The organism is Kitasatospora sp. NPDC088861 (assembly GCF_044750105.1).
Classification (GTDB): Bacteria; Actinomycetota; Actinomycetes; order Streptomycetales; family Streptomycetaceae; genus Kitasatospora.
In genome coordinates this window covers 171,616-186,502 of sequence record NZ_JBIVJF010000008.1, presented here as the reverse complement: position 1 = coordinate 186,502, position 14,887 = coordinate 171,616, and the positions used below count along the sequence as shown (strand labels likewise).

The 14,887-nt window shown below is 74.3% G+C and carries 11 protein-coding genes; 8 read left to right on the top strand and 3 right to left on the bottom strand.

What is annotated here, in order from left to right:
* Positions 1-87 precede the first annotated feature (87 nt).
* Positions 88-1,701 (top strand): NlpC/P60 family protein, encoded by a 1,614-nt coding sequence (locus ACIP37_RS17140; protein WP_400806393.1) that lies wholly within the window; start codon positions 88-90, stop codon positions 1,699-1,701.
* A gap of 53 nt (positions 1,702-1,754) precedes the next feature.
* Here ACIP37_RS17140 and ACIP37_RS17135 read toward each other — a convergent pair whose 3' ends face one another.
* The 3 genes from ACIP37_RS17135 to ACIP37_RS17125 all read right to left on the bottom strand — a co-directional run bounded on the left by ACIP37_RS17135 (position 1,755) and on the right by ACIP37_RS17125 (position 7,280).
* The gene (locus ACIP37_RS17135) at positions 1,755-4,040 is read right to left on the bottom strand and encodes an FdhF/YdeP family oxidoreductase (protein ID WP_363581943.1); all 2,286 of its coding nucleotides are present in this window, start codon (positions 4,038-4,040) and stop codon (positions 1,755-1,757) included.
* Between the two features lie 199 nt (positions 4,041-4,239).
* Positions 4,240-6,291, bottom strand: a complete 2,052-nt coding sequence (locus tag ACIP37_RS17130) for an FAD/NAD(P)-binding protein (RefSeq protein WP_400806390.1) — start codon at positions 6,289-6,291, stop codon at positions 4,240-4,242.
* Entirely contained in the window at positions 6,288-7,280 is a 993-nt protein-coding gene (locus tag ACIP37_RS17125; protein WP_400806387.1) for an amino acid ABC transporter permease, read from the bottom strand. The genes ACIP37_RS17130 and ACIP37_RS17125 overlap by 4 nt, the downstream gene beginning before the upstream one ends.
* Positions 7,281-7,940: 660 nt before the next feature.
* Here ACIP37_RS17125 and ACIP37_RS17120 point away from each other — a divergent pair.
* The 7 genes from ACIP37_RS17120 (at position 7,941) to ACIP37_RS17090 (ending at position 14,872) form a co-directional block, all read left to right on the top strand.
* On the top strand, positions 7,941-9,110 hold the full coding sequence (locus ACIP37_RS17120) for an LLM class flavin-dependent oxidoreductase (RefSeq protein WP_400331249.1): 1,170 nt from the start codon (positions 7,941-7,943) through the stop codon (positions 9,108-9,110).
* Positions 9,107-9,619, top strand: coding sequence for a GNAT family N-acetyltransferase (locus ACIP37_RS17115; RefSeq protein WP_363581950.1), 513 nt, complete (start codon positions 9,107-9,109; stop codon positions 9,617-9,619). Before ACIP37_RS17120 ends, ACIP37_RS17115 begins: the two co-directional genes overlap by 4 nt.
* Before the next feature lie 10 nt (positions 9,620-9,629).
* Complete coding sequence (locus ACIP37_RS17110; RefSeq protein WP_400844051.1) at positions 9,630-10,580, top strand: ABC transporter substrate-binding protein; 951 nt, start codon at positions 9,630-9,632, stop codon at positions 10,578-10,580.
* Positions 10,581-10,608: 28 nt separating this feature from the next.
* Complete coding sequence (locus ACIP37_RS17105; RefSeq protein WP_400806382.1) at positions 10,609-11,706, top strand: amino acid ABC transporter permease; 1,098 nt, start codon at positions 10,609-10,611, stop codon at positions 11,704-11,706.
* Positions 11,703-12,494 carry an amino acid ABC transporter ATP-binding protein gene (locus ACIP37_RS17100; protein ID WP_400806379.1) on the top strand — a complete coding sequence of 264 codons (792 nt, stop codon included), beginning with the start codon at positions 11,703-11,705 and terminating at the stop codon, positions 12,492-12,494. Before ACIP37_RS17105 ends, ACIP37_RS17100 begins: the two co-directional genes overlap by 4 nt.
* A 92-nt stretch (positions 12,495-12,586) precedes the next feature.
* Entirely contained in the window at positions 12,587-13,570 is a 984-nt protein-coding gene (locus ACIP37_RS17095) for an ABC transporter substrate-binding protein (RefSeq protein WP_363581958.1), read from the top strand.
* A gap of 93 nt (positions 13,571-13,663) precedes the next feature.
* Positions 13,664-14,872 carry a serine/threonine-protein kinase gene (locus ACIP37_RS17090; RefSeq protein ID WP_363628703.1) on the top strand — a complete coding sequence of 403 codons (1,209 nt, stop codon included), beginning with the start codon at positions 13,664-13,666 and terminating at the stop codon, positions 14,870-14,872.
* Positions 14,873-14,887: the final 15 nt, after the last annotated feature.

Here is a 14,887-nt window from a genome sequence, read left to right as displayed (position 1 = left end):
TGCGCCCTGTTTCCGGTGAGTAACCCGTGGGAGGATCTGCGGGATCCGGGGACGCCGGTGACAGGCTGGGGCGGGGAGGACCAACCCATGGGCGGGGCTGCACAGCGCACTGAATCGGCAGTCGTACGGCCCTGGCTGCGGGCGGCACTGCGTTGCGGAGCCGCCCTCGCGGCCGCCGCGCTCGCCCTCCCGCTCGCCGCGCAGGCCGCGTACGCCGCCCCCGATCCGGGCGCCTCGATCACCGCGGCCAGCCCGGGCGACGACCCGCTCGCCGCCGCCAAGGCCACCCTCGGCCCGCTGCTCGACCAGCTGCACACGCTCTACCAGAGCGCCGAGACCGCCACCGAGCAGTACAACGGCGCCGTCGCCAAGGTCGCCGAGCAGCAGGCCGCGCTCACCGACCTCCAGGGCCGGCTGGACCGCCAGCAGAAGCAGGTCGACGCCGGCACCGACATCGCCTCCCAGCTCGCCGCCGCCCAGTACCGCAACGGCGCCGCCTCCGCCTACGCCGAACTGCTGCTCTCCAAGGACCCGTACGAGGCCGTCACCATCGCGGAACTGCTCACCGCCGCCAGCCGCTCGCAGTCCGAGTTCCTGGACCGGCTGAAGACCGACCGCGAGGCCCTCGCCGGCCTGACGAAGCAGACCGAGGACGCGCTCAGGACCTCCCAGACGCTGGTCACCCAGCAGGACGCCGCCAAGGCCAAGGTCGCCACCGACCTCGCCTCCGTCGAGCAGCTGGTCTCCTCGCTCACCGGCGCCCAGCGCACCGAACTGGAGAAGCTGGAGAAGGCCAAGGCCGACGAGGCCCAGCTCGCCTTCCTCGCCTCCGGCGCCCTCGGCAAGGGCGAGCGCACCCCGTCGGCGGCCGGCCGCACCGCCGTCGCCTTCGCGCTCGCCCAGCTCAACAAGCCGTACCTGTGGGGCGGCGCGGGGCCGGACTCCTACGACTGCTCGGGCCTCACCTCGCAGGCCTGGCTGCACGCCGGGCTGCCGATCCCGCGCACCAGCCAGGAGCAGTGGGCCCAGCTCCCGCACATCGCGCTGAACCAGCTCCGCCCCGGCGACCTGGTCATCTACTTCGAGGGCGCCACGCACGTCGCGATGTACATCGGCGGCGGGCTGGTCGTCCAGGCACCTCGGCCGGGCGCCGTCATCAAGGTGTCGCCGATCGGCTCGATGCCGATCCTCGGGGCGGTGCGGCCCGACCCGTCCGGCGCGGCGGACGAGGCCGGCGGCAGCTGGAAGGTGCCCGACCTGCCCGCCGGCTGGGACACCGTCACCCCGATCGCGCCCAGCCCGGCCAACCAGGTCCCGACCGCCCCGGCCCCCGGCACGCCCGCCGACCCGCCGGCCACCCCGGGCACGCCGTCCACCACCCCGGGCACGCCCGCGGACACCGGCACCGGCACGCCGTCCGGCACCGGAACGCCCACCGACCCGGGGACGCCGTCCGGCACCGGCACCACCGCCCCCGGCACGCCCACCCCGACGCCGACCGGGACCGGCACCGGGACCGGCACGCCCGCCCCGACCGGGACGGGCACCCCGGCGCCGACCGGCACGGGCCCGGCGACGCCCATCCCGACCGGCGCCGGCACCCCGGGTTCCACCGGCACCGCCGCCTCCACCACCACCGGCTCGGCGAGCGCCGGGGCCCCGGGCAGCGCCACCGCGACACTGCCGCTCGGCACCAACTGAGTCATGAGGAAGGCCGCCCGGCGTCCGCGGACGCCGGGCGGCCTTCGCGTGCGTCACGCCGGGGCGCCGGTGTCCGGCTCGAAGCGGACGACCACGGCCTTGGAGGTCGGCGTGTTGCTGATGTCGGCGGTGGAGTCCAGCGGGACGAGCACGTTGGTCTCCGGGTAGTAGGCCGCCGCGCCGCCGCGGGCCACCGGGTAGTGGACCACCCGGAAGTGCGGGGCGCGCCGCTCGACGCCGTCCCGCCACTCGCTCACCAGGTCGACGAAGTCGCCCTCGGCCAGGCCGAGTTCGGCGGCGTCGGCCGGGTTGACCAGGACCACCCGGCGGCCGCCCTTGATGCCCCGGTAGCGGTCGTCCAGGCCGTAGACGGTGGTGTTGTACTGGTCGTGCGAGCGCAGCGTCTGCAACAGCAGGCGGCCCGGCGGGACCTCGGGGGCGGTGAGCGGGTTGACGGTGAAGTTGGCCTTCCCGGTCGCGGTGGGGAAGGTCCGGGAGTCGCGCGGGCCGTGCGGCAGGGTGAAGCCGCCGGGGCGGCGGACCTTCTCGTTGTAGTCCTCGAAGCCGGGGACGACCCGGGCGATCCGGTCCCGCAGGGTGTCGTAGTCGGTGGCGAAGTCCTCCCACGGCACGGTGTCCCCGGGGCCGAGGACGGCGCGGGCCAGCCGGCAGACGATCGCGGTCTCGGAGAGCAGGCCGGGGGCGGGCGGGCGCAGGCCGCCGCGCGAGGAGTGCACCTGGCCCATCGAGTCCTCGACGCTGACGAACTGGGCGCCGGCGCCGGTGACGTCCCGGTCGGTGCGGCCCAGGGTGGGCAGGATCAGTGCGCGGGCGCCGGTGACCACGTGCGAGCGGTTGAGCTTGGTGGAGACGTGCACGGTCAGCCGGCAGCGGCGCATCGCCGCCTCGGTGACGTCGGTGTCCGGGGTGGCCGCGACGAAGTTGCCGCCCATCGCGAAGAACACCCCGACCCGGCCGTCGCGCATCGCCCGGATGGTGTCCACCGAGTCGAGGCCGTGCGCGCGCGGCGGCTCGAAGCCGAACTCCTCGCCGAGCGCGTCCAGGAAGGCCGTCGAGGGCCGCTCGAAGATGCCCATCGTCCGGTCGCCCTGGACGTTGCTGTGCCCGCGCACCGGGCAGACCCCGGCGCCCGGGCGGCCGACGTTGCCGCGCAGCAGCAGGAAGTTGACCACCTCGCGGATGGTCGGGACGGCGTGCTTGTGCTGGGTGAGGCCCATCGCCCAGCAGACGATGATCTTCCGGGAGCCCAGCACCAGCCGGCCGAGCTCCTCGATCTGCTCCCACGGCAGGCCGGTCGCGGCGAGCACCTCGGCGCGGTCGGTCGTTTCCGCCTGCGCCTCGAACTCCTCGAAGCCGTGGCAGTGTTCGGTGACGAAGGCGCGGTCGACGCCGTCCTGCTCCAGGATCATCCGGTTGAGCGCGCGGAACAGCGCCAGGTCCCCGCCGAGGCGGATCTGTAGGAACAGGTCGGTCAGCTTGGTGCCGTGGCCGACCAGGCCGCGCGCGTGCTGCGGGTTCTTGAAGCGCTCCAGGCCGGCCTCCGGCAGCGGGTTCACGCTCACGATGGTGGCGCCGGCCCGCTTGGCGCGCTCCAGCGCGGAGAGCATCCGGGGGTGGTTGGTGCCCGGGTTCTGGCCGGCCACGATGATCAGGTCGGCCTGGTAGAGGTCCTTGAGGCTGACGCTGCCCTTGCCGACGCCGAGCGTCTCGGTGAGCGCCGAACCGGACGACTCGTGGCACATGTTGGAGCAGTCCGGCAGGTTGTTGGTGCCCAGCCGGCGGGCGAACAGCTGGTACGCGAAGGCGGCCTCGTTGCTGGTCCGCCCGGAGGTGTAGAAGGCGGCGCCGTCCGGGGTGTCCAGGGCGCGCAGTTCCTCGGCGATCAGCGCGAAGGCGTCGTCCCAGGAGACCGGCGTGTAATGGGTGGCGCCCTCGTCGAGCAGCATCGGCTGGGTGAGGCGGCCCTGCTGGCCCAGCCAGTAGCCGGAGCGCCCGGCCAGCTCGGCGACCGGGTGGGCGGCGAAGAACTCGGCGCGGATCCGGCGCTCGGTGGCCTCCTCGGCGACGGCCTTGGCGCCGTTCTCGCAGAACTCCGCCGTGTGCGTCTTCCCCGGCTCCGGCCAGGCGCAGCCGGGGCAGTCGAAGCCGTCCGGCTGGTTGACCTTGCGCAGCGTGGCGAGGGTGCGGAGGGGGCCCATCTGCTCGGCGGCCATCCGCAGGCTGTGGCCGACCGCGGGCAGCCCGGCCGCCGCGTGCTGGGGCGCGGACACCTCGGGGGCGTCCTGCGCCGGGTCGCTCTGCGGGGCCTGCTTGGCCATGACCGCTTCTCCTCGGCTCTGCTCGTCCGGCGGCCGCGACACCGGGGCCGTCGGGCCCGCCGCTTCGTCGCGGGGGCTCAGGGCCCATCCTTCCATCCGGGTGAAGGCGGGGGGAGGGGGGCCGAACGGGCGTCGGTGGAGTCGGAGAGGCCGGGGTGGGCCCTGGAACCCGCTGCCGGGCCCACCCCGGGGCCCGCCCTCAGGCCCCCCTCGTCCGGCCGGAGGGCGGGCGCGGCGGTGGCGGGGTGCGCTGACCGCACGGCGGAGCAGGGGCGGCGACCGCCGACAGCGCGGCGAGGCGGGTGCCCTGGCGGCGGCGGGCGGGCGGGGGATCGTCGACGGGCCCCGGGGCGGCGGCCGGGAGCGCGGCCAGCGCCCGCAGCAGCGCGCGGGCGGCGGCGTCGTTCTGCCGGAATCCCGGGGAGTTGGTGCGGGGCCGGGCGAAGGCGGCGGCGGCGCGCAGGCTGGTGTGCGGGCCGAGTGCGGTGCGCCGGGGGTGCGGGGCGCCGCCCAGGGCCGGGTCGAGCAGCCGGCTGTCGCCGGGGGCGATGGTGACCAGGCCGGAGCGGTGGGTGTAGTCCTCGTCGGCGACCACCTCCTCCACGAGTCGCCCGGCGCGGTGCAGTTCGCGTAGCACCGGGTCGAGGGTGCGGGTCAGCTGGTGCTTGGGCAGGTACGCCTCGACCAGGGCGGTGGCGGCGACGGTGTGGCCCGGCACGGTGTCGCCGCCGGCCCGCCAGGTGCCGGTGGCCTCGTCCCGTTCGACCCGGACGCCCGCGCCCAGGAAGCGCACGATCCCGGCCTCGGAGAGGGCGAGCAGCTGGCGCAGCCGGAAGCCGGGCGGGCCGGAGGCGAGGTAGCTGAAGTAGCCGAAGAACCACCCGTCCACCTCCTCGGCGACCGAGCGGGCGGTGAGCCGGCCGGTCGCGAGGATGCGCGGGAGCTGGCCGAACAGCGAGAGCAGGGCGAGGAAGGCACCGAGGTCGGCGCTGTGCGCGGGGTCGGCGCGGCGGTCGGCGTCGGCGGTGACGTAGGCGCGCAGGTGCTGCTGGAGCTCCTCGGCGGAGCCGAGTTCGAGGCCGGCCAGCGGGTGGTCGAGCCGTTCGAAGTCGATCCGGTCGGCCGGGTCGGGTACGGCCTCGGCGACCAGGGCGGCCAGGGCGGGGGAGTACCAGTCGTGCCGGTCGAACCGGGCCAGGAACTCCGGCCAGGGCAGCGCGGTGCGCTCGGGGTGGGCGTGGAACAGCTCGTGGTAGTGCCCGAAGGCGGTCTCCTTGGCCATCAACGGCCAGAAGTCGCGCCGGAGTTCGAGCGAACCGCCGGTGGCGAGGACGGTGTCCACGGCGGTCGCGTCGAAGTACCGGGGGAGCGGGGCGGGCGGCCCCTGGAGGCGGTAGCCGGTCTTGGAGTGGTACGGGACTCCGCGCCGGGAGCCGAGGTGCAGCACCGGTTCGCGGCCGGACGGGCGGTAGCGCAGCCCGTCCCCGGTGGGCTCGAAGCGGCCGCCGCGCCCTTCGGTGAGCAGGGCGACCAGGTCGACGGAGGCCAGGCCGAGGCCGCGCAGCACGACGTGCTCGCCGGGGACGATGCCGTCCAGGTCGGCGTCGGCGGAGTAGGCGGGCGGGAGGTGGAAGCGGCCGTGCCGGGCGGCGAAGTCGGCGTCGGCGGCGTACCGGGGGTGCGGGGTGGAGTCGAGGTGGCCGAGGGTGAGGGCGACGTGGTCGGCGGTGAGCGTGCGGCCGGTGAGGTGGACGGTCTGCGGGCCGTCGGGCGGGCCGTCGATCCGCCGGACGGTGTCCCGGTGCACGGTGACCGTGACGTGCGGGGGCAGGTCGGCGACGGCGCGGCGGAACGCCCAGTCCAGGTAGGCGCTCTGGGCCCGGCGGGTGGGGAAGTCGGTGGGCGCGAGGGCGTCCAGTTCGGCCCGGACGGCCGGGTCGGCGACCTCCCGGTAGGGCGCGAACTCCCGCCGCCGGAGCGCCCATTCGGCCAGCGAGGGGCCCGGGCGGACCGGCCCGTCGATGGTCGAGCGCTCGTCGGTGAACATGGTGACGTCCTCGGCCATCGAGTTCATCCGCAGCAGCGGGGACTGTTCGTGGCGCCAGATCCGGCCCGCGCCGGGCGGGTGCGGGTCGACCAGGTGGACGTGCAACGGCCTTTCGGCGGGCAGGAGTTCGGCCGCGTTGGCGGCGATCCGCTCCAGCAGCCCGGTGCCCCGCGGGCCCGCGCCGACGATCACCAGAAGACTCATGCCGCCACCTCCCGCAGCCGCCGTAGGGCGGCCCGGGCCCGCTGGAGCGGGGTGGGCGGCAGGCCGTCCCGGGTGGCGCCCTTGGCGTAGTGGCGCTCGACGTAGTACTGGCCGACGGACAGCAGGGTGGTGACCACCAGGTACCAGATGGTGGCGACCACCAGCATCGGGATGACCCGGTACGACTGCAGGTAGACCAGCTGCACCGAGTAGAGCAGGTCGGAGACGGCCAGCACGCTGACGATGCTGGTGCCCTTGAGCGCGCTGATCAGCATGTTCCCGGCGGTCGGCACGATCGAGCGCATCGCCTGGGGGACGACGATCCGGCGCAGCACCCGCCACCGGCCGAGGCCGAGCGCCGAGGCGGCCTCCAGCTGGCCGCGGTCGACGGACAGGATGCCGCCGCGGATCACCTCGGCGGCGTACGCGGTCTCCAGCAGGGTGAGGCCGATGACGGCGGTGAGGGTGGGGCCGATCAGGTTGACGGTCTTGACGGTGACGAACTCGGGGCCGAACGGGATGCCCAGGCCGAGGGTCGGGTAGAGCGCGCCGATGTTGAAGAAGAACAGCAGCTGCACCAGCGGCGGGGTGGAGCGGAAGATCCAGATGTAGCCCCAACCCAGGGTGCGCAGCACCGGGTTGCCGGACATCCGCATGACGGCGAGGCCGGTGCCGAGGACGAAGCCGAGGGCGAGGGTGACGGCGGTGAGCCAGAGGGTCAGGGTGAGGCCGTTGAGCACCGACCCGGCGGTGAACCAGTCGGCGACCACGTCCCACTGGAAGGCCTTGTTGCGCACCACGGAGTTGACGGCCATCGCGGCCAGCAGCAGCGCGATCCCGGCGCAGACCCACTGCCCGGGCCGGCGGCGGGCGACGATCCGGGCGGCGGGGTCGGGCGGCGGGCCGGGGCGGTCGGGGCGGTCGGGGGCGGTGGCGCCCGCGGGGGCGGGGGTGGAGCGGGCGGGGAGGAGGTCCTGCGGGGTGGCCATGGCGGCGGCTCCTGGCGGAGGTGCGGGCGGGCGGGAGGTACGGGTGTGGTCACGTACGGCCGTCGCACCGGCCCGCGTCCCTCAACACGGCCGGCGCTGTGCACTGCACTCCGCCGTGATCGTACGCATGCGCGATCGACGGCTGTCAAGGGTGGTCCGGGCCCCGACCGGGGCCCGGCGCGGACCGGTCGCAGGGCGACAGGAGATCGCAACAGAGCGGCAATGATGGGTGGTTGACGGACCACTTGGCGGGCTGTTCAACTTGAGGCCATGTACGCCGAGCAGCCCCTGGTCACCCGCGACCACATCGACTTCGGTCGGGTGTGGTCCGCGGCGTGTCGCGGCTGACCCGGCAGCGGGCCGCCCGTCCGGCCCTGATCTCCCGCGGGGAGCCCTCCCTCGGTCTGCCCCGCCGCGGGCCGGGACCAGCCGTCCGCAGCTGACGGCGTCCCAGGCGCACGCTGCCGTCCGACGACCTCGCACTGAACTCCGGCAGTACTCCCTCGTCCACGCCTGCCTCCCACCTCCTCCCGCCGCGCGCGCCGACCCCACCGTCGGCGCGGCCGCCGCGCACCCGTGTCCACGGCCGCCCCGCCCCGGCCGGCTCCGGCCTGCCCACCCGCAGTCCACCGGACTCCGCTCACCCCGAAAGGTTCCGCCATGCCCGTCGAATTCCTCGGTATCGCCGCCACCGGCGACGGCTCGGAGACCACCCCCCGCTCCACCGCGGCCTTCGACCGCGACTACACCCTGCGGCTGGCCCGGGCCCACGAGGACCACGGCTGGGACCGGGTGCTCTTCGCGTACGGCGCCGGCTCCCCGGAACCCGCAGCCGCGGCGGCCTTCCTCGCCTCGCACCTGGACCGGCTGCAGATCCTGCTGGCGCACCGGCCGAACGTCTCCTACCCGACCTTCGCCGCCAAGACCTTCGCGACCCTGGACCAGATCAGCGACGGGCGGCTGACCGTCCACTTCATCACCGGCGGCAGCGACCACGAGCAGCAGCGCGAGGGCGACTTCCTGTCCAAGGACGAGCGCTACGAGCGCACCCGCGAGTACATCGGCATCGTCAAGAAGGCGTGGACCAGCCGGGAGCCCTTCGACCACGAGGGCGCCCACTACCGCTTCAACGACTTCGTCTCCGACGTCTTCCCCGTCCAGCAGCCGCGCCCCGGGGTCTCCTTCGGCGGCTCCTCGGACGCCGCCTACGCGGCCGGCGGCGCCGAGGCGGACGTCTACTGCCTGTGGGGCGAGCCGCTGGCCCGCACCGCCGAGCAGATCGAGCGGGTGAAGGAGGCGGCCCGGGCCGCCGGGCGCACCGACGTGCCGCGGATCCAGGTGGCGTTCCGGCCGATCATCGCGCCGACCGAGGAACTGGCCTGGGAGAAGGCGCACCGGACGGTGGCCGCGATCAAGGCCCGCCGGGAGTCCGGGGAACTCGTCCGCCGGGGCCGCCCGCTCGGCGCCGCAGCGCCCGAGAACACCGGCTCCCAGCGGCTGATCGAGATCGCCGAGGCCGGCGAGCGCTACGACCGCGCGCTGTGGACCCCGACCGCCGCGGCCACCGGCGGGGCCGGCAACTCCAACGCCTTGGTCGGCACCCCGGAGACGGTCGCGGAGGCGCTGCTCGACTACTACGACCTCGGAGTGGACATCCTCTCCGCCCGCGGCTACCACCTGCTCGACGACGCGATCGACTTCGGCCGCCACGTCATCCCGATCGTCCGCGAGGAGGTCGCCAAGCGGGACGCCGCCAAGGCCGCGGCGGCGGCCGAGCGCGCCGAGCGGACCGAGCGGGACCGGCACCAGCTGATCGCGGTGCAGGCGTGAGCGCTCCGGACCGGTGGGCCGGCCCGGCGGCCGGGTTCCGCCGGGTCACCATCGACGACCCGCTGGTCGAACCGCTGCTGCGCGAGCTCACCCACGAGTACGTCAGCCGCTACGGCCCCGAGGCGCACCAGGAGATGACCCGCTACCCCCGGGACGCCTTCGCCGAGCCGCACGGCGTCCTGCTGCTCCTGCTGGAGGACGGCGAGCCGGTCGCCGGCGGCGCGTACAAGCGGTACGACGAGCGCACCGCCGAGCTGAAGCGGATGTGGACGCACTCCGCGCACCGCCGCCGCGGCCTGGCCCGTCGGGTGCTGGCCGAGCTGGAGCGGACGGCGGCCGCCGCCGGCTACGCCCGGATCTACCTCACCACCGGTCCGCGCCAGCCCGAGGCCAGGGGCCTCTACCTGGCGTCCGGCTACACCCCGCTGTTCGACGTCGCCGCCGATCCCCTGACGATCGGCCCGCTTCCCTTCGAGAAGCACCTGCCGGTGCTGGCTCCGACCCCCTGAAAGGCCCCCCGTGAGAAGCACCACCGTCCGCCGCCGCCTGCTCGCGGCCACCGCCCTGCTGCCGGTGCTGGCGCTGGCCGCGTGCGGCTCGGACCCGAAGATCGCGGGCCCGGCGGGGGCGAGCGGGCCCGCCGCCACCGCCGTCTCCCAGGACGTCGTCTCCGGCCTCGCGAAGTCGGACGCCGCCGCCGCGCTGCTGCCCGAGGAGGTCCGCAAGGCCGGCACGCTGACCTTCGGCGCGTCCTTCGGCTCGCCGCCCACCGCCTTCTACGCCGACCAGGCCACCAAGAAGCCGGCCGGGATCGACGTGGACTTCACCGATGCGGTGGCCAGGCTGCTCGGGCTGACCGTGCAGCGCCAGGAGGCCGCCTTCGAGACCATCCTGCCCGCCCTGGACAGCGGCAAGTTCGACGTCGGCACCGGCAACTTCGGGGTCACCACGGCCCGGTTGAAGACCATCGACTTCGTCACCTACATCGACGACGGCCAGGGCTTCGCCATCCGCAAGGACAACCAGGCCGTCCAGCCGGTCACCGACCTGCTCCAGCTCTGCGGGCTGACCATCGGCACCGGCGCCGGCACCACCTTCGAGACCACGCTGAACGCGAAGCGCAACGCCTGCACCGACGCCGGGAAGAAGCCGTACGAGGTCAGGGCGTTCAGCGACCCCGGGGCCGTGCTCACCGGCCTCCAGCAGGGCCGGGTCGACGTCCTGATGTCCACCATCAACGGCCTGCGCTACCAGGCCGCGCAGGAGGTCTCCGGGACGCGCTTCCTCGGCGAGTTCCACCGGCTGGACGTCGGCTTCGCGTTCAAGAAGGGCTCGAAGCTCACCCCGGCCTTCCAGGCGGCGGTCAACCAGCTGATCAAGGACGGGACGTACGAGCGGATCCTCAAGAAGTGGGGGGTCGCCGAATCGGCGATCAAGGAGTCCCTGATCAGCCCGCCCGAACACCAGTGATCCCCGGGTCTGCCGAAGGAGCCCCCCGATGACCGCCAGCACCACCGCGACGTCCCAGGCCCAAGCCGAGGCTCAAGCCGAGGCCCAGGCCCAGGCCCAGGCCCGGGTCGAGCGGGCACCGGCGTCCGGACCCGATCCCGGTCCGGGCACCGGCGCCCGTCTGGACCTCGACGAACTGGCCGCTCTGCGGGCCGTCCCCGCCCGGCACCCCTGGCGCTGGGGGATCGGGGTCGCCGCCCTCGTCGTGCTCGCCCAGTTCGCCCACGGCCTGGCCACCAATCCCGGCTGGGACTGGGCCACCTTCCGGGTCTACTTCACCGCCGACACGATCGTCCAGGCGGTCGGCCGCACCCTCGAACTCACCGTCTACGGCACCGGGCTGGGCTTCCTGCTGGGCGCCGTGGTGGCCGCGATGCGGCTGTCCCGCAGCGCGATCCTCCAGTCCATCGCCTGGGCGTACGTGTGGGTGTTCCGCTCGATCCCGCTGATCGTCCAGCTGGTGTTCTGGTTCAACCTGTCGTACCTCTACAAGCGGTTCGGGATCGGCATCCCGTTCGGCCCGACCTTCGGGGACTTCGAGACGGTCGGCGTGCTGAGCGCGCTCGGCGCCGCCGTGCTCGGCCTCGGGCTGCACCAGGCCGCGTTCGCCGCCGAGATCATCCGCGGCGGCGTCATCGCGGTGGACGCCGGCCAACGGGAGGCCGCCACCGCGCTCGGCATCCCGCGCTGGCGCCAGGGCTGGCGGATCGTGCTGCCGCAGGCGATGCGCGGCATCCTGCCGGCCGCCGCCAACGAGGTGATCTCACTGCTCAAGGGCACCTCGGTGGTCTACGTGATGGCCATCGGCGAGCTCTTCTACCAGGCCCAGGTGGTCTACGGCCGGACCGGCCGGGTGGTGCCGCTGCTGATGGTCGCCACCGTCTGGTACGTGCTGCTGACCACGGTGCTGTCCATCGGCCAGTACTACGTCGAGCGCTACTTCGCCCGCGGCGCGCAGCGCACCCCGCCGCCCACCCCGCTCCAGCGCGCCCGGGCCTTCGTCCGGAGCCTGCCCGCCCGCACGCCGACCGCCCGCACGCCGACCACTCGCGCAGCGACCGCGCGCACCACCGGAGGACGTCGATGACCACGCTCACCAGGACCGAACCGGCGGCCGCACCGATGGTGCAGGTCCGCGGCCTGCACAAGAGCTTCGGGCCACTGGAGGTGCTGCGCGGCGTCGACCTGGACGTCCCGGTCGGCTCGGTCACCGTGGTGCTCGGCCCGTCCGGCTCCGGCAAGTCCACGCTGCTGCGCGCGATCAACCACCTGGAGAAGCTCGACGGCGGCTACGTCGCCATCGACGGCGAGCTGATCGGCTACCGGCGCTCCGGCGACCGGCTGTACGAGCTCAAGGAGCGCGAGGTGCTGCGCCAGCGCACCCACATCGGCTTCGTGTTCCAGAACTTCAACCTGTTCCCGCACCTCACCGTGCTGGAGAACCTGGTCGAGGCGCCGATCGCCGCGCTGCGCCGCCCCAGGGCCGAGGCCAGGGCGACGGCGCTGGCGTTGCTGGAGCGGGTCGGGCTGGCCGACAAGGCCGCCGCGTACCCCCGGCAGCTCTCCGGCGGCCAGCAGCAGCGGGTGGCGATCGCCCGGGCGCTGGCCCTGGAGCCGAAGGTGCTGCTGTTCGACGAGCCCACCTCGGCGCTCGACCCGGAGCTGGTCGGCGAGGTGCTGGACGTCATCAAGGACCTCGCCCGGACCGGCACCACCATGATCGTGGTCACCCACGAGATCGGCTTCGCCCGCGAGGTCGCCGACACCGTCGTCTTCATGGACGGCGGCGTGGTGGTCGAGCAGGGCCCGCCGGCCGAAGTCCTGGACCGCCCCCGGCACGAACGCACCCGGGCCTTCCTCGCCAAGGTGCTCTGAGCCGAGGTGCTCTGAACCGAGGTGCCCTGAGCCGAGGTGCTCCAGCCCTCCCCACTGCACCGAAACCCCCTTCACCGAGCAGGAGTTCCGCCATGCCCCTACCCCGTCGCGCCCTGGTGACCGCCGCCGCCGCCCTCGCCGCCGCCCTCGCCCTGACCGCCTGCGGCGGCGCGTCCTCGGGAGCCACGGCGGAACTCGCCCCGGCCAAGGGCAGCACCGCGCCGAACGGCGCCGTGGTGAACCTGACGGCCGAGCAGAACCGGGTGACCACGGCCAAGGTCGACGCGATCGCGGCGCTCGTCCCGGAGGAGATCAGGCGGAGGGGGACGCTGGCCGTCGTCGACTCCCTCGGCACCACCCCGCCGCTGGACTTCTACGCCAACGACGACAGGACCATCATCGGCGTCGAGCCGGACATCGCCGCCCTGGTCGGCAACGTGCTCGGCCTCAAGGTCGAGTTCAACCCGGTCTCCTGGGAGAACATCTTCGTCGGCCTGGACAGCGGCAAGTACGACGTCGGCCTCTCCAACATCACCGTCACCGAGGCGCGCAAGGAGAAGTACGACTTCGCCACCTACCGGCTGGACGTCCTCGGCTTCGAGGCCAGGAAGGGCAGCGGCCTCAAGGTCGCCGGTGCCAAGGACCTGGCGGGCAGGTCGGTCGGCGTCTCCTCCGGCACCAACCAGGAGAAGCTGCTGATCTCCTGGAGCGAGGAGAACACCAGGAACGGCCTCAAGCCGATCGACATCAAGTACTTCCAGGGCACCGAGTTCTACCTGGCGCTCTCCTCCGGCCGGATCGACGCCTACGTCGGCCCCAATCCCAGCCTGGCCTTCCACGTCGCGCAGACCGGCGAGACCGAGATCGTCGGCACCTACTCGGGCGGCGGCGCGGACGTCCTCGGCAAGATCGCCGCGACCACCCGCAAGGGCAACGGGCTGGTCCGGGCGCTCAACGAGGCGCTGAACGAGGTGATCAGGAACGGCAGCTACGGCCAGGTGCTCAAGCGCTGGGGCCTGGACAACGAGGCCGTGCCGACCTCCGAGGTCAACCCGCCCGGGTTGCCCAAGCAGTAGGGCCCGTCCGTTCACCCGTTCGCCGCCCCCCGCCGCTATGGTGACCCCTCCGGCGGCGAACACCGCCCGGACACGGCGGACTTGGGGGAGGACATGCAGCAGGGGGAGGTGCTCGACGGCCGGTACCGGCTGGACGAGTGGCTGGGCAGGGGCGGCTTCGGTGTGGTCTGGAAGGCGACCGACCGGCGGCTCGACCGCGAGGTCGCGGTCAAGCTGCTGCTGGCGGAGCACGCCGCCGACCGGGAGGCCGTCGGGCGGTTCGTCCGCGAGGCCCGCACGGCCGGCGGTCTCTCCAATCCGCACATCGTGACCGTGTACGACTACGGCCTGGTCGCGACCGCCGCCGGGGGGACCCACTACCTGGTGCTGGAACTCGTCCGCGGCCGGGCCCTGTCCGACATCCTCAAGGACGGCGCCCCGGACCAGGAGGCCGCGCTGAAGTGGATGCGCCAGGTCTGCAAGGCACTGGACGCCGCGCACCGCTCGGGCGTCGTCCACCGCGACATCAAGCCCGAGAACGTGATGGTCGACGCGGGCGGCAAGGCCAAGGTGCTGGACTTCGGCATCGCCCGGCTGCTCACCCAGTCCGCGGTGCTCACCTCCACCGGCAGCGTGGTCGGCACCGTCCCGTACCTGGCGCCCGAGTGCTGGTCCGGCGCCGCCGTGGACGGCCGGGCCGACCTCTACGCGCTCGGCGTCATGCTGTACGAACTCTGCACCGGGCGGCGCCCGTTCCGCGCCTCCTCGGCCGCCGAGTACATGTACAAGCACCTGGAGGAGACCCCGCCCCGGGTGCGCAGCACCGATCCGGCGCTGGCCGACCTGGTCGCCGGGCTGCTCGCCAAACGGCCCGCGGACCGGCCGGCCACCGCCGCCGAGGTGCTGGAACGGCTGCGCCGGATCCGGCCGGGGGTGCTCCGCCCGGACGACCCCAGCCCGGAGCAGCTGCGCCGCCGGGCCGACCAGGCCTGGCGGCGCGGCGCGCAGGGCGCCCCCGGGGAGGCCGTCGAGATGCTCACCGCGCTCATCCCCGACCTCGCCCGGATCTGCGGCCCGGCCGACCCGCGCACCCTGCGCACCTGCCACGACCTGGCCCTCTGGCTGGCCCAGGACGGCAGCCCGGGCGCCGCCGTCGCGCTGCTGCGCGAGCTGGCCGCGGAGCCGGCCGCCGAACCGGACGTCCGGGCCGACGCGCTGCGCGACCTGGACCGCTGGCACCGGGAGGCCGCCCGGAGCGGGCCGGGCCGGCCGCGGGCGCTGAGCCTGGCCGGCCTGCTCGGCGGCGGCCCGCAGGGCGGCTGAGGGCCCTCGGCGCCG